The sequence below is a fragment of the Sulfitobacter sp. SK011 genome, assembly GCF_003352065.1.
Lineage (GTDB): Bacteria > Pseudomonadota > Alphaproteobacteria > Rhodobacterales > Rhodobacteraceae > Sulfitobacter.
Genome location: NZ_CP025803.1, coordinates 1901700 through 1924828 on the forward strand (window position 1 = coordinate 1901700; position 23129 = coordinate 1924828).

Genomic DNA, 23129 nt, shown 5'->3' on the forward strand with positions numbered 1-23129 from the left:
ACGAGGCCTGAACGTGCTAAAATGAGCAGGCGCTGTGTCAAGACACAGCGATCTTGCCACCGCCCTGCCTGGTGATGACAACCACCGCCGGGCGCGGCGGCATCTTGTCATTAAAATCTGGCCAGCGTGTGGCGGGGTCCTCGAACGTGCTTTCGCGCTCAAACCCGGCCAAATCTTTGGTCCCGTCGGTGCCGGGGTGTTGCACGGCAACAAACAATGTCTCGCCATCGTCGGTAAAGTAAGGCCCGCACATCTCGCCCCCCACCGGGCAGCGAAAAAACAACTTTGAGGTGCCGCGCGCGTCGCCCTCAGTTTCCACCGCATAAAGGCCGTCCGATTTGCCTGTCTTGCCCCATTTGCTGCCCTGATCGGTCGCAATCCAGAGCCGCCCATCTGCATCTATGGCGGCATTGTCGGGCGATCCGAACCAACCGTTTTGCGATGTATCGGGGTTCCACTCTGCGCCCACCTCAGCAATCGCCGGGTCGCCACATTTAAGCAGGATCGACCAGGTACCAGACGTCGCCGCATGATCGCCGCCGTTCTCCTTGATCTCGATGATATGCCCAAAATCACTGGCAGCGCGCGGGTTGGCGGCATTGGTTTCACCCGCTTTGCGTTTGTTGTTGTTGGTCAGCAAAATATAGGCCGTGCCATCGCCACGCGGCTGCGCGTCTTCGGGGCGGTCCATCGGTGTGGCCCCCAGCAGATCAGCGGCGATCCGGGTGTCGATCAACACATCGCCCTGATCCTCAAATCCATTTTCAGCCGTCAGTGGACCCTCTCCATGCACCAGCGGCAGCCAGTTGATGATGCCATCCTCTTCGAACCGGGCGACATAGAGCACGCCCTCGCTCAGCAGGGCCGAATTGGCGGCGCGGTCGTCGGATACGGACCCGTTCGAGACATATTTGTACTGATAGTCAAAGCGGTTGTCGTCGCCCATGTAGATGACCAGCTTGCCATCGGTCGAGACTGTGGTTTCGGCCCCTTCATGGCGAAAACGCCCCAGAGCAGTGTGCTTGATCGGTGTCGATGTCGGGTCCATCGGATCAACTTCGACAACCCAGCCGAATTTGTTCGGCATGTTCGGCTCTTTGTCGATGTTATAGCGGTCATAATGCTGACCCCACGCGTACCACATGCCCGGCACACCATAGCGTGCCATTTGTGCGGCCTCGGGTTGGGCGGAAATGTCGGGCTTGCCTGCGCCGTCCAATTTGTCCGTCCAGAAATAGCCGTGAAAGTTTTCCTCGGCCATCAACCATGTGCCCCAGGGCGTCAGACCACCTGCGCAATTGTTGATCGTGCCGATGACGTTCAGGCCGGCAGGGTCGTCATTGGTCTGCAACCTGTGATGTCCGGCGGCGGGGCCATCAAGGGTCATGGCGGTTTGCAACGGGGAAATGCGGCGGTTCATCTTGCCATCGCGCACAACTGCCCATGCACCGGCGCTGTCTTTGGCAATTTCCACAACAGACCCGCCATGTGCTGCCATTTCAATGTCGATGAGGTCTGGCGTCATACCGGCAAAGCCGTTGCTGTCCTGACGTCCAAGACCGGGGAACATCACCTCTTCGTTGGTGTATTCATGGTTCACACAAAGCAAACCGCGTGTGCCTTCGTCGTTCAGCGGCACAAAGCCGACATAGTCGTTGTTATAGCCGAATTGCTTAAGCTGCGCTGCGGCCGTCTGGTTCATCACGTCAAATTCTGGCGCATCTGCAATGATCGGATCGCCCCAGCGCAGCAGAACATTTGCGTCATAGCCTTCCGCGACATGATGGGTCGCGTCATTGCCCGATGTCAGTTCGTCAAACACATAGCGGCTGGCGGCCTTGGCACCGGCCTCGCTCTTGGTCGGCGCGATCAGGGCCGCAGTACCGAACAGCGCCGTGCTGGCTGACACCCCCAACATGCCCCGCAGCATATCGCGGCGGCCAAAACGCGCGTTGATCACATCGCCAATGGTGCGGCTGAGGTTGGGATTTGTAGGAATGTCATCAAAGGCTTCAAACGCCTCGGCTTTGTTCCCGATCGACGGGTCATTCATGATATCGCTGCGGGTCATGGTGCTTCCTTGTTGGTGGCTTTCAATGCCACCCCAATGCCGCGATTCTGTCACAGCCATATGACAGTTCAGACCCTTTCGCCGCCAAAACCCACAATCAGCTGCCGCAACCCCAATGCAGCCCCTGCAAAGATTGCAATCAGTGTCACAGGGGCGCTGAAGGCGAGCGTTGAGGCGGCGGACAGACCCTGACCAACCGTGCACCCCATGGCAATCACAGCACCAGCACCCATGATTGCGGCACCGATGATCTGGCGGCGCAGCTCGCGGGGGTCTTCGCAGGCTTCCCAGCGGAAATGCCCTTTCCACAAGGATCCGATGAATGCACCGATCCAGACGCCTGCAACCGATCCGACACCGAATGACAGCGGGCGTGCGGATCCCTGCATCGCATAAAGCAGTGTCTCGCCCACAGGGGCCGCATAGGTATGCGAAATCAGGACCTGCGGGGCAAAACCATTTTGCGCGATCCACGCGGTGCCGGCCCAACCGGTGACAATGGCAAGGCCCACGATTGCGCCCCAGATGATGGCAGAGCGATTGCGCCGAAAATCGGCGGCAGACAACATCGCGCCGATGATCAGAGCGCCGATGAACAACCCTGCAATGACAAGCGGAACCCCGGTCATCTGCGCCACAACATGCGCTATGCCATCCGGTGTGCCAGTGTCAGCCACCCGTGGAAACAGCGCAGCACGCACATATGCAAACGGTCCGGCGAGCGTGCCAAAAGCGGCAAGGCCCATCACCAGCACAATCACAAACGACCGCAGATCACCGCCGCCAAGCCGCGCGATCGCGCCAAACCCGCAGTTGCCCGACAACGCCATGCCGTAGCCAAAAAGCAGCCCACCGACAATTGCGGCAGGCCATGAAAACGCCACGCTGAAGTAGAACGCATTGTCGAGGTTGATAAACCCTGCAGCCGCCAACCCGAATGTGCCAATGATCGCGACCCCGATGGCCAGACCCCACATCCGTAAACGCGTGTCAGAACCGCCATAAAGCGCGTCTTCGATGGCCCCCAGCGTGCAAAACCGCCCCAACCGCGCGGCCAGACCCAACAGGATGCCCCCAACCGCGCCCAGCAAAGCCGCGGTCATTGGCTGACCCAGAAGATCAATCATCTTTGCAAAAGAGGTCGTAGACCACCTGAAGCACCTTGCGCGGGCGGTCGTTGGCCAAACGGTAAAAGATCGTCTTGCCCTCGCGCCGTGGAATCACCAACCCCTCAAGGCGCAGCCGGGACAATTGCTGGCTGACCGCCGCCTGGCGCGCAGACAGCAGGTCTTCCAATTCGGTCACAGATTTTTCCCCGGACACCAGATGGCACAGGATCATCAGACGCCCCTCATGGCTGATCGCCTTGAGAAAGTTGGCTGCGGTCACGGCGTTTTCCAACATCCGATCCATGTCTTCGTCAGAAATGTCAGGGGTGATTACCGGCAGGGCCATAAACTGTCCTTTGAAATGCAAGTCCTAGAATGCAATGTCATCGGCAATAGCATCAATCCCGGCTTGCGCACAAACGTCATCTGCGTCACCGCCCGGCGCGCCGCTGACCCCGATCCCGGCGACCGTCGCACCATCCCCGTCCTGCACCATCAATCCCCCGCCCAGCGGCAGGGCCTCGCTTAGGTGGCGGATGCCAGAGGCGGGCATCCCGGCCTGGGTGGTGGCGGCCAGATCGGTGGTGTTGGTGCGGAAACTTACGGCGGTCCACGCTTTGCGGCGGGATGTTTCATAGACATGGGCACCCGCAAAGCGATGGCGCAGGAACACCTGCGGCACGCCCATCCGGTCCACCACCGTGACGCCAACCTGAAATCCCTGTTCCTGACAGCTGTCCATCGCGGCCTGCGCCATTTGCAGCGCAAATTCCGGCTTGAGGCTTCGGTATTCGACAAAGGCATCATCGGCCCCGGCAAGGGCAGTTGATGCGGTAAGGCAAAGCGTAATCGCGAGGGTCTTCATGGCGTCTCTCCAATATAATCCGTGGTTTCGCGCAGAATTTCGTCCAGTAAGGGCCAAAAGAAATCCATTCCCGGATATCCTTCGAGGCGGATCAGTTCGGCCCCGTCTTCGACAACCAGAAACGTCGGCGTGAACACCACCCGACGTTTCAGATCAACGTCTTCTTGCACGTCTCTGATATTGACCCGGCGCAGCGGGGCAAAGCGCCCCTCAGAGGTTTTTGGATAGATCGGGCCAATTTCGGCCTCCCACCGCGCGCAATAGACACAGCCGGGCTGATCAACCATCACCAGTTCGACTGCCCAGACGGGCAGGGCGGTCAGGGCCGCGACGAAAAAGGCAAAAAGCGGGGGCATGTCAGCAAGCCTGATTGACGAATGTATAACACTCAACGTAATTTGAATATGTGAATTGATCAAGCTCAGGAAAGCCCAAGGCAATGTTCGACATCAGCTATGCAGGGGCGATACTGGCGGGACTGCTAAGCTTTTTCACCCCCTGTATCCTGCCGATGGTGCCGTTTTACCTGTCTTATATGGGCGGGTTAAGCGTTTCTGAGCTGCGCGGCGACGGACAGATTGCCCCGGGCGCACAGCGCAGGCTGATCGCGTCGTCGATGTTGTTTGCGCTTGGGGTCAGCAGTATATTTGTGATGCTGGGCATGGGGGCCACAGCATTGGGTCAGGTATTTGCGCAATATCTTGATCCGCTGTCATGGGTGGCGGCAGCGATTTTGGTGGTCTTTGGCCTGCATTTTCTGGGGGTGATCAAAGTGCCGCTGCTCTACCGTGAGGCGCGGCTGGAGGCGGGTGGCGCACCGACGTCCATCTGGGGGGCTTATGTGATGGGCCTCGCTTTTGGCTTTGGCTGGACACCCTGCGTCGGTCCGGCCCTGGGCGCGATCCTGATGATCGCATCGGGCATGGGCGAAATCTGGCGCGGCGGTTTGCTTTTGCTGGTATACGGGCTTGGCATGACCGCGCCGTTCATTGTTGCTGCGGTTTTTGCCAAACCGTTTCTGAATTGGGCCGCGCGTAACCGTGCGCTGGTCGTCCGCGTGGAAAAGATCATGGGCGCAATGCTGATCTTGTTCGCGCTTCTGATCGTCACAGGGGGGGTACGCCTGATTGCGGATGCAATGATCCGCTGGTTCCCTGCCTTCACCTCACTAGGTTGATAAAAAAGGAGACTGCCATGAGACTTCTAGCTTTCATTTCTGCCATGCTGATCGCGCTACCGCTCTGGGCGGCTGAACTGGGCGACGATGGCCTGCACAAAGCGCCGTGGATGCGCGACACATTCAAGGATCTGCGCGAGGATTTGGACGAGGCCAATGGCGAGGGCAAGCGCTTGCTGCTGATGTTTGAACAGCGCGGCTGTGTCTATTGCTCCAAGATGCACGAAGAGGTGTACCCACAGCCGGTTGTCGCGGATTACATCACGGATAATTATTTTGTCGTGCAACTGAACCTGCATGGCGACATCGAAGTGACTGATTTTGACGGCGAGACGTTGAGAGAAAAAGACATGGCGCGCAAATGGGGGATTCTGTTTACGCCCACGTTGATGTTCATGCCCGAAGAGGTGCCAGAAGATGCGACAGCCCCCCGTGCGGCGGTGGCGGTGATGCCCGGTGCGTTCAGCAGAGGGACAACGCTTGATATGTTCACCTGGGTCAACGAGAAACGCTATGCCCTTGACGGGGATGAAGATTTTCAGCGCTACCATGCCCGCATGATAAAGGAACGTGACGATGGTACCACGGACTGAGTGGCGGCTCAGGCAATAGCCATTCATATATTTGAATTTGTTCTTGCGCTTTTGGGCCGCGCTGACTTAGGGTGAGACAACAAAGATCACACGCAGATGTGGTCGAACTCGGGAGGAGACGATTGCAATGATGAAATGGATCGTAGCGGCAGCATTCGCGACAAGTGCTGGCATGGCGGCGGCAGAGATGGTCGCGCCCACAGATGTGGCATTTGACGATGCCGGCGCTGTCGAGGTGTCGCTGTCCGGCGTGGCAGGGGATGCCGCAAATGGCGCGGCAATTGTTGGTGACAAGAAACAAGGCAACTGCGTGGCCTGCCATCAGGTTGGTGCGCTGTCCGATATCGCGTTTCAGGGTGAAATTGGCCCGCCGCTGGATGGGGCCGGGGACCGCTGGACCGAAGCAGAATTGCGCGGCATCGTTGCGAATTCCAAAATGACCTTTGAGGGCACGATGATGCCGTCATACTACAAAACCGTCGGATACATCCGGCCCGGCGACGCCTTTACCGGTGATGCAGCATCCGAACCGCTGCCGCCGTTGCTGGATGCGCAGATGATTGAGGATGTCGTGGCATTCCTTGCCACGCTCAAGGACTAGAGCGCAATTGCGCCTTTTCAGGATAAAGGAGAGAACGATGGATTTCTCAAGACGTGAAACACTGGGGTTGGGACTGGGCGCAATTGCACTGATCACCCTGCCAATGGGGGCATCTGCCGCGACGGTGGATGAACTGATCGCTGAATTCACTGGTGGCGCTGAAATGGCAGACACCGGCGTCACATTGACAGCACCAGAGATCGCCGAGAACGGCAACACTGTCCCGATCGAGGTCGAAGCACCGGGCGCAAGCGCAATCATGCTTTTGGCCACCGGTAATCCGACACCGCCAGCAGGCACTTTCAACTTTGGCCCATTGGCCGGCAAGCGTGCGGCCTCTACCCGCATCCGTCTGGCCAAAAGTCAGGATGTCGTCGCCATCGCCAAACTGGAAGACGGCACATTTGCCCGCACCAGCGCCGAGGTCAAAGTCACAATCGGGGGCTGCGGCGGTTAAACCCGCGCGTCCCCTCATCGAGGAGAATTAAAACATGGCAGAAGGTGTAACACCCCGCGTCAAAGTCCCGAAAAAGGCAGCGGCTGGGGATGTGGTGACGATCAAGACCTTGATCAGTCACCCGATGGAATCAGGTCAGCGCAAAGACGACGATGGCAACCTCATTCCACGGTCGATCATCAACCGGTTTACCTGCGATTTCAACGGCCAGAACATCATCGACGTGACGATGGAACCGGCCATGTCGACCAACCCATACTTTGAATTTGACGCAACCGTGCCAGAGGCAGGCGAGTTCAAATTCACATGGTACGACGACGACGGAAGCGTCTACGAAGAAACAAAATCCATCGCGATTGAATGATCCTCAAGGGTTTTTGACGACGTATGGAACAGGGAGGAAACGCTATGAAATTCAAGGCTATGACAGCGGTCGCAGCACTTCTGGTCGCCGTGCCAATGGCAGGCTTTGCGGATGAGGAAGCGGAACTGGTCATCAACGATGAAATCGAGATCATGACCAAGGTTCCGGCCCCCGCCCATCTTGAGGGTGTGCTGGGCGATGAGGTGTTGTCAGGCTGGCGTTTCCGGTCGGATGAAACCCAGGTCCTGCAAATGGATGATTTCGACAACCCCGGCATGATTTTTGTTGATCAGGCGATTGAATCCTGGAACGCCGTCGAAGGGTCCGAAGGCAAATCCTGCTCTTCATGCCACGAAGACATTGCCACCAGCATGAAGGGCGTGCGCGCGACCTATCCCAAGTGGAACGAGGGTGCCGAAGAAGTCCGCACCCTGGCGATGCAGATCAATGATTGCCGCGAAAATCAGATGGGTGCGGAGCCTTGGAAATACGATAAGACCGACATCATCTCGATGGAGGCGCTGATTTCGGTGCAATCGCGCGGCATGCCGGTGAATGTGGCCATCGACGGCCCGGCCCAAAGCACGTGGGAGCAGGGCAAAGAGATGTATTACACCCGCTACGGCCAGCTTGAGCTGTCCTGCGCGAATTGCCACGAAGATAACTACGGCAACATGATCCGCGCGGATCACCTGAGCCAAGGTCAGATCAACGGCTTTCCGGTGTACCGTCTGAAGAATACCAAGTTGAACGGTTCGCATTCCCGGTTCAAAGGCTGCATCCGCGATACGCGGGCCGAGACCTTCAATCCCGGCAGCGCCGAATTTATTGCGCTTGAACTTTATGTGGCGAGCCGTGGCAACGGTCTGTCGGTAGAGGCACCTTCCGTCCGCAACTAAAGCCATACCGACGTAATACAGACATGATACTGACCCCGAATTCTTGGGGTCGGTTCAGTCCCTTGCACCCAATGAACGGAGCCTGATCAATGTTGTCGCGTCGTGATTTTTTGCAAATGTCCATGGCTGCGGCCTCAATTTACGGCGGCTCTGGCTTTGGCAATTGGGCGCGACTGGCCGCTCAGGACCGCTTTGATCAGGATGCGCTGCTGGAATTTGAAACCTTCGGCAACGTGACATTGATGCATGTCACCGACATTCACGGACAACTCAAACCGATCTATTTCCGCGAGCCTTCCGTGAACATTGGGGTGGGCGACAACAGGGGCAAAGTGCCCCACCTGACCGGCGAGGATTTTCGCGTGCGCTACGGTGTCGGCGGTGGCACACCGATGGATTACGCACTGACATACGATGATTTTGTGACCCATGCGCAGGCCTATGGCAAAGTGGGCGGCCTTGACCGGGTCGCGACCGTTTTGAATGCCATTCGGGCAGACCGGCCCGATGCGCTGCTGCTTGATGGCGGCGACACGTGGCACGGATCAATGACCTGTCTCAAGACCCAAGGGCAGGACATGGTTAATGTGATGAATGCATTGAAGCCTGATGCGATGACATTCCACTGGGAATTCACCCTCGGATCAGAGCGTGTTCAAGAGATCGTCGAAGGGTTGCCCTTTGCAGCACTTGGTCAAAACATCTTTGACGCCGAATGGGATGAACCATCGGAATTGTTCAAGCCATACGAGTTTTTTGAACGCGGTGGTGTTAAAATTGCTGTAATAGGTCAAGCGTTCCCCTACATGCCCATCGCCAATCCGGGTTGGATGTTCCCGGAATACTCGTTCGGCATCCGCGATGAACATATGCAGGAAATGGTGGATGAGGTCCGCGCAGCAGGCGCGGAATTGGTGGTGTGTCTCAGCCACAATGGCTTTGATGTGGACAAGAAAATGGCCGGGATCGTCACAGGCATAGACGTGATCCTGTCGGGCCATACCCATGACGCGCTGCCCGAACCTGTGCTGGTTGGGCAGACCCATATCATCGCCTCAGGATCCAATGGCAAATTCGTATCGCGCGTCGATCTGGACGTGCGCGACGGCAAGATGATGGGCATCAAGCACAAGTTGATCCCGATCTTCAGCGATCTCATCACGCCTGACCCTGCCGTGACCGCGTTGATCGATGCGCAACGCGCGCCGTTCCTGGATGACCTCACCCATGTGGTTGGCAAATCCGATGCGCTTTTGTACCGCCGCGGCAATTTCAACGGCACTTGGGACGATCTGATTTGCGATGCACTGCTGTCGGAGCGCGATGCGGAAATTGCGCTGTCGCCCGGTGTGCGCTGGGGGCCGTCGATCCTGCCGGGGCAGGACATCACCCGCGAGGATATTTTCAACGTCACTGCCATGACCTATCCAAATGCCTACCGCACTGAAATGACAGGTGAATTCCTGAAAGTGGTGTTGGAAGATGTGGGCGACAACCTGTTCAATCCTGATCCGTATTACCAGCAAGGCGGTGACATGGTGCGGGTTGGTGGCATGGGCTTTAAGATGGATATCGCCAAACCTCAGGGCGAGCGGGTCAGCGAAATGACCCTGTTGTCGTCAGGTGAGGCGATTGACCCCGCGCGCAGCTATGTCGTGGCAGGATGGGCCAGCGTCAATGAGAGCACAGAAGGCCCGCCGATTTGGGACGTGGTCGAAAGCCACATCAGCAAGCTGGGGACAGTAGGTACGGGCGCACGGACGCCGGTTGATGTTGTGCTGCCAGACTGAATTTATCTGAATTTGGGGGTTCTCAGAGCCCGATAAATTCAATAAGTTGAATTTGTAGATATGTGGGGAAGCCACCATGACATTTTCATTCAAAGGCAAAAAGCCTAGCAGGCGGGCGTTTCTGACCGGGGCCGCGGCAACGGGGGCGGGGCTGGCAACTGCGGCCTCGGCCAAGGATCCGGCCATTGCGGTGCAGCCGTGGATGCAGGAGCTGGGCGATGGTGTGGACGTCGCACCTTATGGCATGCCGTCCGAGTATGAAAAGGATGTCAAACGGCGCAGCGTCGAATGGTTGACCGCCGATCCGGTGTCGTCGATCAACTTTACCCCGCTGCACGATCTCGACGGGATCATCACACCAAATGGCCTGTGCTTTGAGCGTCATCACGGCGGCGTGGCGCGGGTTGATCCGGCGATTCACCGTCTGATGATCCACGGTCTTGTCGACAAGCCCTTGGTGTTCACAATGGAAGACCTCAAACGGTTTCCCCGCGAAAATCACGTGTACTTTCTGGAATGTGCGGCCAATTCCGGGATGGAGTGGCGCGGCGCGCAGTTGAACGGCTGTCAGTTCACCCATGGCATGATCCACAATGTAATGTACACCGGGATTCCCTTGCGCCTTTTACTTGAAGAAGCGGGCGTAAAGCCTTCTGGTAAATGGCTTTTGGTTGAAGGCGCAGATGCGGCGGCGATGACCCGTTCGATCCCGATGGAAAAGGCGCTGGACGATTGTCTGGTCGCTTTCAAGATGAATGGCGAGGCGTTGCGCGCCGAACAAGGCTATCCTGTGCGGCTGGTTGTGCCGGGCTGGGAAGGCAACATGTGGATCAAATGGTTGCGCCGCATCGAGGTGGGCGATCAGCCCTGGCATCACCGCGAAGAGACCAGCAAATACACCGATCTGTTGGAAGACGGCGTGGCGCGGCGCTTTACCTGGGAAATGGACGCAAAGTCCGTCATCACCAACCCCAGCCCGCAAGCACCGATCACCCATGGGCCGGGGCCAACCGTGCTGACCGGTGTGGCGTGGTCTGGCCGTGGCACGATTCCACGTGTGGATGTCACCATTGATGGCGGCATGAACTGGCATCAGGCCCGGATGGACGGGCCAAGCCTGATGAAGTCCATGCATCGGTTTTACTATGAATTTGACTGGGACGGATCGCCCTTGCTGCTGCAAAGCCGTGCCCATGACAGCACCGGCTATGTGCAGCCCACAAAGGACGCGTTGCGGGCGGTACGCGGGGTGAATTCGATCTATCATAACAACGGGATACAGACCTGGGCCGTGGATGCAGACGGGAGGGCGGAAAATGTTGAGATTTCTTAAAGGCGTATGTGTTGCCGCGCTTTTTGCCGGACCCGCTGTGGCAGAGCCGCTGGGTTTGGGGCAGACGGTCAGCGAAGACGAGATTGCAGTCTGGGACATTGACGTGCGGCCCGATGGTGTGGGCCTGCCGGCCGGCAGCGGCACCGTCGAACAGGGCGACAAGATATTCGCCGCCAAATGCGCGGTCTGTCATGGCGTTTTCGGGGAAGGTGCAGGTCGTTGGCCGGTGCTTGCGGGCGGTCAGGACAGCCTGACAGACAGCCGCCCGGTCAAGACCATCGGCAGTTATTGGCCCTATCTTTCAACGGTTTATGATTACGTGAACCGGGCCATGCCCTTTGGCGAGGCGCAGTCGCTTGAGGCCGACGAGGTCTATGCGATCACCGCGTATCTTTTGTATCTTAATGACGAAGTCGATGATGATTTTGAGCTGTCCTCAGAGAATTTTGTGCAGACCCGTCTGCCGAATGAAGACGCCTTCAAACCCGATGATCGACCGGAGACAGAAATGGCTGTTTTCACCGGTGAACCCTGCATGGAAAACTGCAAGGACAGCGTTGAAATCACCATGCGGGCGGCCGTGTTGGATGTGACGCCAGAAGAAACCGCTGCAAAGGCGGCGGAAATGGTCGAAACCGGCGTCACTGCACCAGAGACCCCGCAAGAGGCTGTGGCCACGCCGGAAACAGGTGATCCCGCGCTCATTGAAGAAGGTGAGAAGGTGTTCAAGAAATGCAAAGCCTGCCATCAGGTTGGCGAGGGTGCCAAGAACCGTGTTGGTCCGATCCTGACAGGGATTGTGGACGGCAAGGCGGGGGCCATAGACGGTTTTAAATATTCCAAAGCACTGCAGGCAGCATCGGAAAGCGGATTGGTCTGGACCGAAACCGAATTGTCGGCGTTTCTGACAAAACCCAAGGATTATATGAAGGGCACAAAGATGTCTTTTGCCGGGCTCAGAAAGGAAGCGGAAGTTGCTGCTGTGATTGCCTATCTGAAATCGACCACCCCGTAAGCGCCCCCGATAATGTCGTTCTAGCAGGGGTTGATCCCACGCCCCCCCTTGAACCCCTAATCCCCCGAGACTAATCTCTGGGTAAGAGTTTTGCGGGTATGGTCCTGCGAACGGCAAATCAGGCAGGCATACATGAACGATCCTATCGACACCTATATGAACACGCTCGTCCCCATGGTGGTTGAACAAACCAGCCGTGGCGAACGCGCCTACGACATCTTTTCGCGACTGCTCAAAGAGCGGATTATTTTTATCTCAGGTCCGGTGCAGGACGGTATGGCCACGCTGGTCGTGGCGCAGCTGCTCCACCTTGAGGCGGAAAACCCGTCCAAGGAAATATCCATGTATATCAACAGCCCCGGTGGCGTTGTGACCTCTGGTCTGTCGATCTATGACACGATGCAATACATCAAACCCAAGGTCAGCACGCTGGTGATCGGGCAGGCGGCCTCGATGGGGTCTTTGCTGCTGACTGCCGGGCAAAAAGACATGCGATTCTCGTTGCCGAATTCCCGCGTGATGGTGCACCAGCCGTCGGGCGGATATCAGGGACAGGCGACCGATATCATGATCCACGCGCAGGAAACTCAAAAGCTGAAAACGCGGTTGAATGAGATCTACGTTAAGCATACGGGTCAGACTCTGAAGAAAGTTGAAGAAGCGCTTGAGCGCGACAATTTCATGTCTCCCCAAGAGGCCAAAGATTGGGGCCTGATCGACGAGATTGTGGAAAGCCGTGGCAAGGCGGATGACCCTGACGCCCCGGAAAAGGGCAAGAAGGGTAAATAAGATTTGATCCCGGCGCTGTCTCGCAACTGACGATTTTGCGATTGTAGCGCCGGGGGCACTGGCCTAGGGTTGGGGCCAAATCGCAAGGCCCTGATTTGGGCGCACTCGAAACGATGACCTGAAAGGGTTAAAATGGCGAATTCTTCCGGCGGCGACAGCAAAAATACCCTCTACTGCAGCTTTTGCGGAAAGAGCCAGCATGAGGTGCGCAAGCTGATTGCGGGGCCGACCGTGTTCATCTGTGATGAATGCGTCGAATTGTGCATGGACATCATCCGCGAGGAAACCAAGGCATCTGGCCTCAAATCGACCGACGGCGTCCCGACACCCAAGGACATTTGCGATGTGCTCGACGATTATGTGATCGGTCAGGCCAATGCGAAAAAGGTGCTCTCGGTGGCGGTGCACAACCACTATAAACGCCTCAATCACGCGCAAAAGGGCGGGGATATCGAGCTGGCGAAATCCAACATCCTGCTGATCGGTCCGACGGGCTGCGGCAAGACATTGCTGGCTCAGACGCTAGCACGGATCCTGGATGTGCCGTTCACCATGGCCGATGCAACCACATTGACCGAAGCGGGTTATGTGGGCGAAGACGTTGAAAACATTATCCTTAAACTGTTGCAATCGTCCGAATACAATGTTGAGCGCGCACAGCGCGGCATCGTCTATATCGACGAAGTGGATAAGATCACCCGCAAGTCTGAGAACCCGTCGATCACCCGTGACGTATCGGGCGAGGGCGTGCAGCAGGCGCTGTTGAAGTTGATGGAAGGCACGGTTGCATCCGTGCCACCCCAGGGCGGGCGCAAGCATCCACAGCAGGAATTCTTGCAGGTCGACACCACCAACATCCTGTTCATCTGTGGCGGGGCCTTTGCAGGCCTTGACCGTATCATTGCCGCACGGGGCAAAGGATCGGCGATGGGCTTTGGTGCCGATGTCCGCGACAAGGACGCGCGCGGCGTGGGCGAAATTTTCACCGATCTGGAACCAGAAGATCTGTTGAAATTTGGTCTTATCCCGGAATTCGTGGGCCGTTTGCCGGTTTTGGCAACGCTTGAGGATCTGGATGAAGACGCGCTTGTCACGATCCTGACGCAGCCCAAAAATGCACTGGTCAAACAATACCAGCGTTTGTTTGAACTCGAAGACACGACATTGACCTTTACCGATGATGCGCTGGTAGCGATTGCCAAACGCGCTATTGAACGGAAAACAGGTGCCCGTGGCTTGCGGTCGATCCTTGAGGACATCCTGTTGAACACAATGTTCGATCTGCCCGGATTGGACAGCGTGACCGAAGTGGTCGTGAACGAAGAGGCCGTGATGTCAGATGCGGCACCTCTGATGATCCATGCAGATGCTGAAAAAGAGCCGGCCTCGGCGGGGTAGCCGGCCGTTTTTTGGAAACGTTCGATCTATTGCAGAGTGAGCCTATGAAACGCATCTCATCGGGTGGCGAATTTGAGGCCAAAGTCGGTTATTGCCGGGCCGTTGTCGCAGGCGGCTGGGTCCATGTTGCGGGAACCGTCGGGCAGGGGCATGACGTGGTGGCGCAATGTCGTTCGGCATTGGCGACGATCAAGGCCGCACTGGAACAAGCAGGCACCGATTTTGCGCATGTGGTGCGGGTTACATATATATTGCCGGATCGGACCGAATTTGAACCTTGCTGGCCAATCCTGTCAGAGGTTTTTGGCGAAAATCCTCCGGCGGCCACAATGATCGAATGCGGGACGATCAACCCGAAATACCGGATCGAGATCGAAGTCACAGCACTGCTGCCTAGCTGACTTCTTCAAACTTTTCACCCAAACGGGCACTGACATCATCCCGGTTCAGTGATTTCCATTTGGATCGGCTGGACGTGATAAATCCTGCATCAGCCAGATCCTTTTGCAATGCGGGCATGTCCAACTCCCCCATCCAGAGCCGCGATCGTGCCGGACCTGTGGGTTTCCAGGAGCGGGTCAACCGGTTAAGCGTAAGAGGTGTGATGCCAGCGAAGGTTTTCAAGTGCCTTTCCAATTGCCGGGTCGCCCCTGACGGGCGGCGCACAATGATTGCCACTTCCTGTTTTGCCTCTGCCACCATCGCCAAAAGATGCAGCGCAGAGCCTTCGGCGGCGATGATCTGTTGCGCGGCCTTGTAGGTGGCGATCTGGGTGCTCAGGTCGTGCTGTTGGGGGTGGAATATGGTGTATCCCTGTTTGGCCAACTCGGCTTCAAGCTCCGCTTCGCCAATCAGACTGCCACGCCGGGCAGGCAGGCTGCTGCGGCTGATATAGATCTTCTTTGGGCCTTTCGCTTTGATATCCTTGGCGAAATTTCGGGCAATGGCATCGCGGAACTGTTGCGTCCCGTCGATCATTGTCCCCAGCCCAAACCCCTGACCCGGCACTATCAGGCGTTCAACGCGCGTTGGCGCGTCAAGGCAGACAACGGGCACGTCAGAACCCATTAATTTTACAAATTCATGTTGGAACGTGTGCACTTCGCCGCCGTTGCGTGGACGTTTGGGGGCAAAAAGAATGCCTTCAATCGGTTCATCCAGCGCATCAAGTGCCCAGAGCCGTGCAGTGCTTTCGACCAGAAAGTGACCAAAGTGCATCCACAGCAACCCGCCCCAAAGCCAGGTGCCTTTTCGCGTTGCCAGATCACCCTTTGGCATTTTCGGCACCACCGTCAGCACGCGCCCATTGCGCCAGAGCGCCCCGGAACTGCAATAAGACCCATCAGCGTTCAACACACCCGCATTTTGCACGAAATCCTGTTCGCTCGGCGGCACGATAATCGCATTTTCCAACGTCTGTTTTTCCGTCGCCCAACCGCTGTCGGGGACAGGAGGCTGCAGGCTGGGATCATAGGTGCAGGTCCAGACAAGTCTTGTGCTGTGGCTGTTTACTTTGGTAAATCCTGCCGCCTGAAGGATGGATTTGCATTCCTGTATCCCCTCCCTTCCGTATGCATTGGGGTGGAATTCAATCACAATGGCGCGCACACCATCCAGCGATGCATGACGCAGGAAGTCCAGTTCGCCCCCTTCAATGTCCATCAAAAGAACATCGGGTTTGAAATCGGCGTGAATCTTGGCGTAATCGGCTGTGGGCACATCAACACGGGTGGTGGACTTGCCTTCCGCGTCAATCAGCGAGGACCCAAGAAAGGAATTGCGGATGTGAAACGCCATCGTGTCGGGCGCATCCGGCGCGCTCATCAGCACCTGATTGCGTACCTCGATCTTTTTGGTAAGGCCATTAAGGCGATAAAGCGCATTGATATGTTCGATCAGGTTTGGGTTCGCCTCAAACGACAGCACTTTGGCTGGCTTGCCGTTTTTGGCGGCAATCGCACCGACCAGACCCAATCCCGCGCCCAGTTCCAGCACATGATCACCGGCACGAATGACTTCCAATGCACCCGCAATTTCCTGACCTTCATAGCGTGCCGCATTGATCCGCTCGACGCGTCCTGGCGTGATCATGGGGCTGTCGGGTACCTTGACCCCATGGCATTCTGCGACGTGAGCCGCCTTTTTGGCCGTGGTTTTTACCTTTGTTTTGGGTTTGGTCTTGGCTGCCATGAGGACTGTCTCCGTTTTGGAAACACTAGGGGGGCCGGGTGAACAGGCCAAGAGCTTTGACCGCGAACCGCTGCTGACTTTTGAAGAGGGGAGTCTTTGCTGCAACACATCGGCGCAGGCTGGACGCCGCGCGCGCCATGGTGCATAAGAAAATCAGCAAGAGCGGAGACCACCAATGGGCATTCTCAAATCAGTTTTCAGGGCGCTCACGTGGTGGGATGGCCAAACGTTGAACACCCAGCTTTTCACCTGGCGCAAGGGCACCAAGGTGGGCGAGGATGATCAAGGCAATATCTATTACCGCAATGCAGACGACAGCAGGCGGTGGGTTATCTTTAACGGTGAAATGGAAGCAAGCCGGGTGAACCCCGATTGGCACGGCTGGCTGCACCACACATGGAATGAGACGCCCACAGACAAGCCTTTGACCCATAAGAAGTGGGAAAAACCCCATGTGGAGAACCTGACCGGGACTGCGCTGGCCTATGCGCCCGCCGGGTCGATCCGTCAGGCAAATCCAGCGGACCGTTCCGATTATGAGGCCTGGAGCCCGGAATAAGACCGGGCTTTGCCCCTTTAGAGTGCACAATTGATGTCAAATTGGAACTGCATGATGTGGAAGTCTTTGATATTGCTGCCTTTGCTTGCGTCCCCACTCGCGGCGCAACAAGTGACGTCGGCACCGGGTGGGGTGCTGCGCGCACTGGACAAGACATCCGGCCAGACCACAGATATCGAGATGATCTCAGGTCAATCCGCGACCCTTGGCACCTTGCAGATTGTGATGTCTGATTGCCGTTATCCGGCTGGCAACCCGGCCGGCAACGCCTATGCCGCCCTGGAAATATCTGAAAGAGGTAAGTCCGGGACGGTTTTTTCCGGTTGGATGATCGCATCCTCGCCAGCGCTTTCCGCGATGGAGCATCAACGCTACGATGTGTGGGTCATGCGCTGTACGACATCATAAATCGTCGTCGGCGGCGGGGCTGCAAACTGCGCATGCCCTGATTTGGCCCGGTCCAGTTCTGCATGATAGGCCGCTTTGGTAATCTCAACTGCACCCAGCGACGCCAGATGCTCGGTCAGAAACTGCGTATCAAACAGTGTAAAGCCCGCGCGAAGTAAACGGTCCACCAATACCGCCAGTGCCATTTTTGAGGCGTTTGTGCGCCGTGAAAACATGCTTTCCCCGAAAAACGCAGTGCCCAATGTGACCCCGTAAACACCGCCAACAAGCATTTCACCGTCCCAAATCTCAACCGAATGTGCATGACCCTTGTCATGTAGCGCACTGTATATTTTCGATATTTCTTCGTTGATCCAAGTGTCGGTGCGGTCTGCGCATCCCGCAACGACGCCCGCGAAATCCTGATCGATACTGGTGGTGAACGCCGTCCGCCGCATGTCTTTGATTAAAGAACGCGACAAATGAAAGCCATCAAGCGGCATCACCCCGCGGCGGCGTGGATCGACCCAGAAAATCTCCGGATCGTCCCGGTGTTCGGCCATTGGAAAGATTCCAATGGAATAGCCGTGCAACAACAGTTCCGGCGTCAGCTCGGCCATTGCAGATCAGGCTTCGCCGAGGTTGGTTTCCAGCCAATGTTCCAACCAGTGGATGTTGTAAGCGCCGGTTTGCACCGCTTCTTCTTCCAGCAAGGCGCGAAACAGCGGAATCGTGGTATCGACGCCATCAATGATCAACTCGCCCAGGGCGCGTCCCAACCGGGCGAGGGCTTCGGGGCGGTCACGGCCATGAACGATCAGTTTGCCAATCAGGCTGTCGTAATAGGGAGGGATCGAATAGCCGTCATACAAGGCGGAATCCATCCGCACGCCCAGACCTCCGGGGGCATGATACTGGCTGATCCGACCGGGTGAGGGGCGGAAATTTGGCAGTTTCTCAGCGTTCAGCCGCACTTCGATGGCATGACCGTTGATTTTGAGGTTTTCTTGTGTGAATTCCATCGGCAAGCCAGACGCGACGCGGATCTGCTCGCGCACCAGATCGACGCCAAAAATGCCTTCGGTCACGGGGTGTTCGACCTGCAACCGGGTGTTCATTTCGATGAAATAGAATTCGCCGTTCTCATAGAGAAACTCGATGGTGCCAGCGCCGATATAACTGATATCCGCCATCGCATCGGCACAGACCTTGCCAATCCGTGCGCGTTCTTCGGCGCTGATCGCGGGGCCGGGGGCCTCTTCAAACACTTTCTGGTGGCGGCGTTGCAGCGAACAATCGCGTTCGCCCAAATGCACAGCGCGGCCTTTGCCATCGCCAAAGACCTGAATTTCAATGTGCCGCGGCGTGGTCAGATATTTCTCAATATAGACTTCGTCGTTGCCAAAGTTTGATTTGCCTTCCGCACGCGCGGTCTGAAAGGCGCGTTCCATATCCTTGGCGGTCTGGGCAACTTTCATGCCTTTGCCGCCACCGCCGGCGGTGGCTTTGATGATCACCGGATACCCGATTTCGGCACCCAGCTTCTTGGCCTCGTCAAGGGTGGCCACGCCGCCCTCTGATCCCGGAACGCAGGGCACGCCGAGCTTTTTCATCGTATCCTTGGCGGTGATCTTGTCGCCCATGATGCGAATGTGTTCTGCTGTGGGGCCAATAAAGGTAAGGCCATGATCCTCGATCACCTGCACGAAACCGGCGTTCTCTGACAGAAAACCATATCCGGGGTGGATCGCCTCGGCACCTGTGATCTCGCAGGCGGCGATGATGGCTGGGATCGAAAGATAGGATTGCTGGCTTGATGGCGGGCCGATGCAAACAGATTCGTCCGCCATCCGCACATGCATCGCGTCACTGTCCGCCGTTGAATGCACAGCGACCGATTTGACGCCCATTTCACGGGCGGCGCGGATGACGCGCAGGGCAATCTCGCCCCGGTTTGCGACAAGGATTTTGTTGAACATTGTCAGCGCCCTATTCGAGGATCACAAGCGGCGCACCGAATTCGACCGCATCGCCATCACCCACGATGATGCGCTTGACCGTGCCTGAGCGGGGGGCGGGGATGTGGTTCATGGTCTTCATCGCCTCAACGATCAGCAATGTGTCGCCTTCGGCGACAGTTGCACCAACCGAGATGAAGGCAGGCGCGCCCGGTTCGCCCTGCATATAGACCGTCCCAACCATGGGTGAGGTCACGGCACCGGGGTGATCTGCGGGGTCTGCTGGGCCATCGTTACCGGCTGCGGGGGCAGGGGATACTGAGGGCGCATGAGGTTGAGGTGTCGGCGCTGGTGCCGCGTGCATCTGCTGCGGTGCCATGATTTGTTGTGGAGGTTTGCGGCTGACGCGCACGTTCAGACTGTCGTCTTCTGCATAGTCACGCTTGACCTGCAACTCTGTCAGGTCGTTTTCGTTCAGCAATTCGGCCAGTGCCCGAATAAAAGCGACATCTGAATCATGGGTATTTTTTGTCATGTTTTCCTCAACCGGTTGGGTTGGCATTGTTGGTATATGCTCTGCCATTTCCCATGCTTATAAGACATGGGCGGTGCCAAGGAAAGCCGCCAGTTATGTTGGTATATCTACGCCCTGTCCGGGATGGAAAATCGGAAATTTTCCAGGGCCGCGTTGCCAGGTTTGGCATCAAACCGAAACCAGATGCGCCCGCTGGACGCTCTGGTTTCGGTATTTAAGAAAGGGTGAATGGAAAAAGGGCGGATCAGATCGCGAGATATTCGGCCCGCAGTTCGGCGTTTTCCAGCACTTCGGCAGCGGTGCCGTCAAAGACGATGCCCCCGGTATCAAGGATCACCGCGCGGTCGGCCAGTTTCAGCGCCCGCACCGCGTTTTGTTCGACCAGGATCGTGGTGATGCCCTGATCCTTGATCAGCGAAAGCGTCTTTTCGATCTCGTCCACGATCACCGGGGCCAGCCCTTCGTAGGGTTCATCCAGCAGCAACACTTTGATGTCGCGCGCCAGGGCCCGGGCGATGGCGAGCATTTGCTGTTCGCCCCCGGACAATGTGATGCCTTCCTGGGATTTGCGTTCACCGAGACGGGGAAAAAGGTCGTATATCCGCTCAAGTGACCAGCCGATGGGCGGCGCGATTTGCGCCAGTTTCAGGTTTTCTTCAACGGTCAGGCCGGCGATGATGCGGCGATCTTCGGGTACCAGCGCGATACCGGCAGCTGAGGCCTGATGGCTGGCCATATTGTGCAGCGGTTGGTGGTCAAGCCAGATTTCGCCTTTGCGCGCTTCGGGACTGTCCAACCGGGCGATGGCGCGCAGGGTAGATGTTTTGCCCGCGCCGTTTCGGCCCAATAACGCCAGAATTTCGCCCTCGTGTACGTTAAAGCTGACGCCTTGCACGATATAGCTTTCGCCGTAATAGGCGTGCAGGTCCCAGACAGACAGAAATGCGGGGGCCGTGGCGGCATGATTGGCGTTGCGTTCAATGGTTTGGGTTGTCATGTCTATTCCTTTTGCGGATGTGTCGTAAGGTGGACGCGCCGTCCACCCTCGTTCAGGCCGCGTCTTGGCTCTCGCCCAGATACGCTTCACGCACTTTGGGGTGGCCTTTGATCTTGTCGGGTGTGTCTTCAACCAGCGGGGTGCCCTGGGCGAGCACGGTGATGCGTTCGGCCAGCGAGAACACCACATGCATGTCGTGTTCGATAATCGCGATGGTAATGTCGCGTTCCTCTTTGATCTGTTTGAGCAGATCAATGGTGTTGTTGGTGTCTGCGCGCGCCATACCAGCGGTGGGTTCATCCAGCAGCAACAGGCGCGGGTCCTGCGCCAGACACATCGCAATCTCAAGCCGCCTTTTGTCACCACGTGACATGGAGGCCGAATGCATGTCGCGTTTCTCGACCAGTTTCATCTCTTCAAGCATGTGCATCGCTTTGTCGTATATCTCTTTTTCGTTCATCACGCTTTCGATCGCATGCATCCGAAACGCGCCATCACGTTTGGCAAAGCAGGGGATCAGCATGTTTTCCAGGACCGTCAGATCGCCAAAAATCTCAGGCGTCTGAAAGACCCGTGAAATGCCCATCTGGTTGATCTCATAGGGCTTGCGGCCCAGGACCGATTGACCGTCGAACATGACCGACCCCGTGTCCGGGATCAGCTTGCCGACAAGACAATTCAGCAGTGTCGATTTGCCAGCCCCGTTGGGGCCGATAATCGCGTGAACAGTGTTTTCTTCGATGTTCAGATTGACATCGCCCAAGGCCTGAAGACCCCCAAAGCGTTTGCCGACGTTTTTAACCTCAAGAATGGCCATCTGCGGTTGCTCCTTATTCTGCGGGGGTTGTTTTGCCATCGGCGGTGTCATCCGATGGTTTTTTGCGTTTCAGCAGGCGGCCGATGCGTTGGCCCCCTTCGACAAGCCCACCGGGCAGGAAGATCACAACCAGCATGAACATCAGACCAAGCGTCAGGTGCCAGCCTTTGCCCACAAACGGGTGGATGATAAACACCATGAAATCCTCAAGCCCGTCGGGCATGAATGAAAACCAGCTGTGCAACACGTTGTCGTTGATCTTGGCAAAGATGTTTTCGAAGTACTTGATGAAACCGGCACCAAGGACAGGTCCGATCAACGTGCCAGCACCGCCAAGGATGGTCATCAGCACAACCTCGCCCGAGGCGGTCCATTGCATCCGTTCGGCCCCGGCAAGCGGGTCCATTGAGGCCAGCAACCCCCCCGCAAGACCGGCATACATGCCCGAGATTACAAATGCTGCGAGCGTGTAGGGCCGCGTGTTCAGCCCTGTGTAGTTCATCCGCTGCTGGTTCGATTTCACCGCGCGCAGCATCATCCCAAAAGGCGATCGGAAGATGCGGATGGCGAGGTAAAAGGCCAAGAGCATGATGATTGCGCAGAGGTAATAGCCGGTAGAGAAATCAAAGCTCCAGCCCCCGACATTCATCGTGTAGGTTGATTGCATCTCCTGCCCGAACAAATGCGGAATATTGGGCAGCGCATCATTGTGGAAATACTGCGGGTCAGAGGTATAGACCTGCAAGCCGGTTTCGCCATTGGTAATCGGCGTGCCAAAAAAGCGTCCGATCAGGTCGGAATAGGCGATGGCGAACAGCATCTGAGCGAAAGCAAGGGTGAGGATTGAAAAATAGATCCCAGAGCGCCGCAAGGATATGTATCCGATCGCCAGCGCGAAGATGCCCGAAACAACGATGGAAAGAAAGATGCCGGGGATGATGTTGTATCCCAGAAGCTTGAACATCCAAACGGCTGAGTAAGACCCCACACCCAGGAAGGCGGCGTGACCGAAGCTGAGGTAGCCTGTGAGCCCAAAGAGCAGGTTAAAGCCAATCGCAAGAATGCCGAAGATCACAAAGCGCTGCATCAGGTCGGGATAGCCAGCGTTGAATTGTGCCATCGCCGATGCTGTCGGAAAGGGGTTCAGCAGAAAAGGGGCCGCTAGCGCCATAACGGCGACAACGATCAGCAGGCGGGTATCGCGTTTTTCTAGTCCAAACATGTT

26 protein-coding genes are annotated in these 23129 nt (G+C 56.9%); 14 read left to right on the top strand and 12 right to left on the bottom strand.

Going from position 1 to position 23129, the window contains the following annotated elements; all coding sequences use genetic code 11:
- Positions 1-37: 37 nt before the first annotated feature.
- The 5 genes from C1J02_RS09345 to C1J02_RS09365 form a co-directional block, all read right to left on the bottom strand.
- A complete protein-coding gene (locus C1J02_RS09345; protein ID WP_114880485.1) occupies positions 38-2071 on the bottom strand; it encodes a PhoX family phosphatase in 2034 nt (677 codons plus the stop codon).
- A gap of 68 nt (positions 2072-2139) precedes the next feature.
- Positions 2140-3174, bottom strand: a complete 1035-nt coding sequence (locus C1J02_RS09350; RefSeq protein WP_254693253.1) for a YeeE/YedE family protein — start codon at positions 3172-3174, stop codon at positions 2140-2142.
- Positions 3175-3190: 16 nt separating this feature from the next.
- Positions 3191-3526: a helix-turn-helix transcriptional regulator gene (locus C1J02_RS09355; RefSeq protein WP_114878334.1), complete on the bottom strand. Its 336-nt coding sequence runs from the start codon at positions 3524-3526 to the stop codon at positions 3191-3193.
- 24 nt (positions 3527-3550) lie between these two features.
- Positions 3551-4045, bottom strand: coding sequence for a heme-binding protein (locus C1J02_RS09360; RefSeq protein WP_114878335.1), 495 nt, complete (start codon positions 4043-4045; stop codon positions 3551-3553).
- A complete protein-coding gene (locus C1J02_RS09365; protein ID WP_114878336.1) occupies positions 4042-4401 on the bottom strand; it encodes a hypothetical protein in 360 nt (119 codons plus the stop codon). Before C1J02_RS09365 ends, C1J02_RS09360 begins: the two co-directional genes overlap by 4 nt.
- Before the next feature lie 83 nt (positions 4402-4484).
- Between C1J02_RS09365 and C1J02_RS09370 the strand changes: the two genes are divergently transcribed.
- From C1J02_RS09370 to C1J02_RS09425, 12 genes are all read left to right on the top strand, one after another.
- Positions 4485-5222 carry a cytochrome c biogenesis CcdA family protein gene (locus C1J02_RS09370; RefSeq protein ID WP_114878337.1) on the top strand — a complete coding sequence of 246 codons (738 nt, stop codon included), beginning with the start codon at positions 4485-4487 and terminating at the stop codon, positions 5220-5222.
- A gap of 17 nt (positions 5223-5239) precedes the next feature.
- On the top strand, positions 5240-5815 hold the full coding sequence (locus tag C1J02_RS09375) for a thioredoxin family protein (protein WP_254693254.1): 576 nt from the start codon (positions 5240-5242) through the stop codon (positions 5813-5815).
- Between the two features lie 130 nt (positions 5816-5945).
- The gene (gene soxX, locus C1J02_RS09380) at positions 5946-6416 is read left to right on the top strand and encodes a sulfur oxidation c-type cytochrome SoxX (RefSeq protein ID WP_254693283.1); all 471 of its coding nucleotides are present in this window, start codon (positions 5946-5948) and stop codon (positions 6414-6416) included.
- Positions 6417-6453: 37 nt separating this feature from the next.
- Positions 6454-6873 carry a thiosulfate oxidation carrier protein SoxY gene (soxY, locus tag C1J02_RS09385; protein ID WP_114878340.1) on the top strand — a complete coding sequence of 140 codons (420 nt, stop codon included), beginning with the start codon at positions 6454-6456 and terminating at the stop codon, positions 6871-6873.
- 34 nt (positions 6874-6907) lie between these two features.
- A complete protein-coding gene (soxZ, locus tag C1J02_RS09390) occupies positions 6908-7237 on the top strand; it encodes a thiosulfate oxidation carrier complex protein SoxZ (RefSeq protein WP_114878341.1) in 330 nt (109 codons plus the stop codon).
- Positions 7238-7281: 44 nt separating this feature from the next.
- Positions 7282-8136 carry a sulfur oxidation c-type cytochrome SoxA gene (gene soxA / locus C1J02_RS09395; RefSeq protein ID WP_114878342.1) on the top strand — a complete coding sequence of 285 codons (855 nt, stop codon included), beginning with the start codon at positions 7282-7284 and terminating at the stop codon, positions 8134-8136.
- Between the two features lie 89 nt (positions 8137-8225).
- Positions 8226-9926, top strand: a complete 1701-nt coding sequence (soxB, locus tag C1J02_RS09400) for a thiosulfohydrolase SoxB (RefSeq protein WP_114878343.1) — start codon at positions 8226-8228, stop codon at positions 9924-9926.
- A 76-nt stretch (positions 9927-10002) separates the two neighbouring features.
- A complete protein-coding gene (gene soxC / locus C1J02_RS09405; RefSeq protein ID WP_114878344.1) occupies positions 10003-11259 on the top strand; it encodes a sulfite dehydrogenase in 1257 nt (418 codons plus the stop codon).
- The gene (locus tag C1J02_RS09410; protein WP_114878345.1) at positions 11243-12274 is read left to right on the top strand and encodes a c-type cytochrome; all 1032 of its coding nucleotides are present in this window, start codon (positions 11243-11245) and stop codon (positions 12272-12274) included. The genes soxC and C1J02_RS09410 overlap by 17 nt, the downstream gene beginning before the upstream one ends.
- Positions 12275-12406: 132 nt before the next feature.
- Positions 12407-13063 carry an ATP-dependent Clp protease proteolytic subunit gene (locus tag C1J02_RS09415; protein ID WP_114878346.1) on the top strand — a complete coding sequence of 219 codons (657 nt, stop codon included), beginning with the start codon at positions 12407-12409 and terminating at the stop codon, positions 13061-13063.
- A gap of 132 nt (positions 13064-13195) precedes the next feature.
- Entirely contained in the window at positions 13196-14461 is a 1266-nt protein-coding gene (gene clpX, locus C1J02_RS09420) for an ATP-dependent Clp protease ATP-binding subunit ClpX (protein WP_114878347.1), read from the top strand.
- Positions 14462-14505: 44 nt separating this feature from the next.
- Positions 14506-14862: a RidA family protein gene (locus C1J02_RS09425; protein ID WP_114878348.1), complete on the top strand. Its 357-nt coding sequence runs from the start codon at positions 14506-14508 to the stop codon at positions 14860-14862.
- Here C1J02_RS09425 and C1J02_RS09430 read toward each other — a convergent pair.
- Entirely contained in the window at positions 14855-16651 is a 1797-nt protein-coding gene (locus C1J02_RS09430; protein WP_114878349.1) for an FkbM family methyltransferase, read from the bottom strand. The genes C1J02_RS09425 and C1J02_RS09430 overlap by 8 nt on opposite strands.
- 175 nt (positions 16652-16826) lie before the next feature.
- Here C1J02_RS09430 and C1J02_RS09435 point away from each other — a divergent pair, with 175 nt between their 5' ends.
- Together C1J02_RS09435 and C1J02_RS09440 are read left to right on the top strand one after the other, a co-directional pair.
- Positions 16827-17210 (top strand): NADH:ubiquinone oxidoreductase subunit NDUFA12, encoded by a 384-nt coding sequence (locus C1J02_RS09435; protein WP_114878350.1) that lies wholly within the window; start codon positions 16827-16829, stop codon positions 17208-17210.
- Between the two features lie 51 nt (positions 17211-17261).
- On the top strand, positions 17262-17618 hold the full coding sequence (locus tag C1J02_RS09440; protein WP_368073781.1) for a DUF2155 domain-containing protein: 357 nt from the start codon (positions 17262-17264) through the stop codon (positions 17616-17618).
- Here the strand turns inward: C1J02_RS09440 and aat are convergent.
- The 6 genes from aat to C1J02_RS09470 all read right to left on the bottom strand — a co-directional run bounded on the left by aat (position 17582) and on the right by C1J02_RS09470 (position 23126).
- Complete coding sequence (gene aat / locus C1J02_RS09445) at positions 17582-18217, bottom strand: leucyl/phenylalanyl-tRNA--protein transferase (RefSeq protein WP_114878351.1); 636 nt, start codon at positions 18215-18217, stop codon at positions 17582-17584. The two genes, C1J02_RS09440 and aat, sit on opposite strands and share 37 nt — an antisense overlap.
- 6 nt (positions 18218-18223) lie before the next feature.
- On the bottom strand, positions 18224-19576 hold the full coding sequence (gene accC, locus C1J02_RS09450; protein ID WP_114878352.1) for an acetyl-CoA carboxylase biotin carboxylase subunit: 1353 nt from the start codon (positions 19574-19576) through the stop codon (positions 18224-18226).
- A 10-nt stretch (positions 19577-19586) separates the two neighbouring features.
- Positions 19587-20090: an acetyl-CoA carboxylase biotin carboxyl carrier protein gene (gene accB / locus C1J02_RS09455; RefSeq protein WP_114880487.1), complete on the bottom strand. Its 504-nt coding sequence runs from the start codon at positions 20088-20090 to the stop codon at positions 19587-19589.
- 244 nt (positions 20091-20334) lie between these two features.
- Positions 20335-21087 carry an ABC transporter ATP-binding protein gene (locus tag C1J02_RS09460; protein WP_114878353.1) on the bottom strand — a complete coding sequence of 251 codons (753 nt, stop codon included), beginning with the start codon at positions 21085-21087 and terminating at the stop codon, positions 20335-20337.
- Between the two features lie 52 nt (positions 21088-21139).
- Positions 21140-21904, bottom strand: coding sequence for an ABC transporter ATP-binding protein (locus C1J02_RS09465; protein WP_114880488.1), 765 nt, complete (start codon positions 21902-21904; stop codon positions 21140-21142).
- A 13-nt stretch (positions 21905-21917) separates the two neighbouring features.
- Positions 21918-23126, bottom strand: a complete 1209-nt coding sequence (locus tag C1J02_RS09470; RefSeq protein WP_114878354.1) for a branched-chain amino acid ABC transporter permease — start codon at positions 23124-23126, stop codon at positions 21918-21920.
- Between the last annotated feature and the right edge of the window lie 3 nt (positions 23127-23129).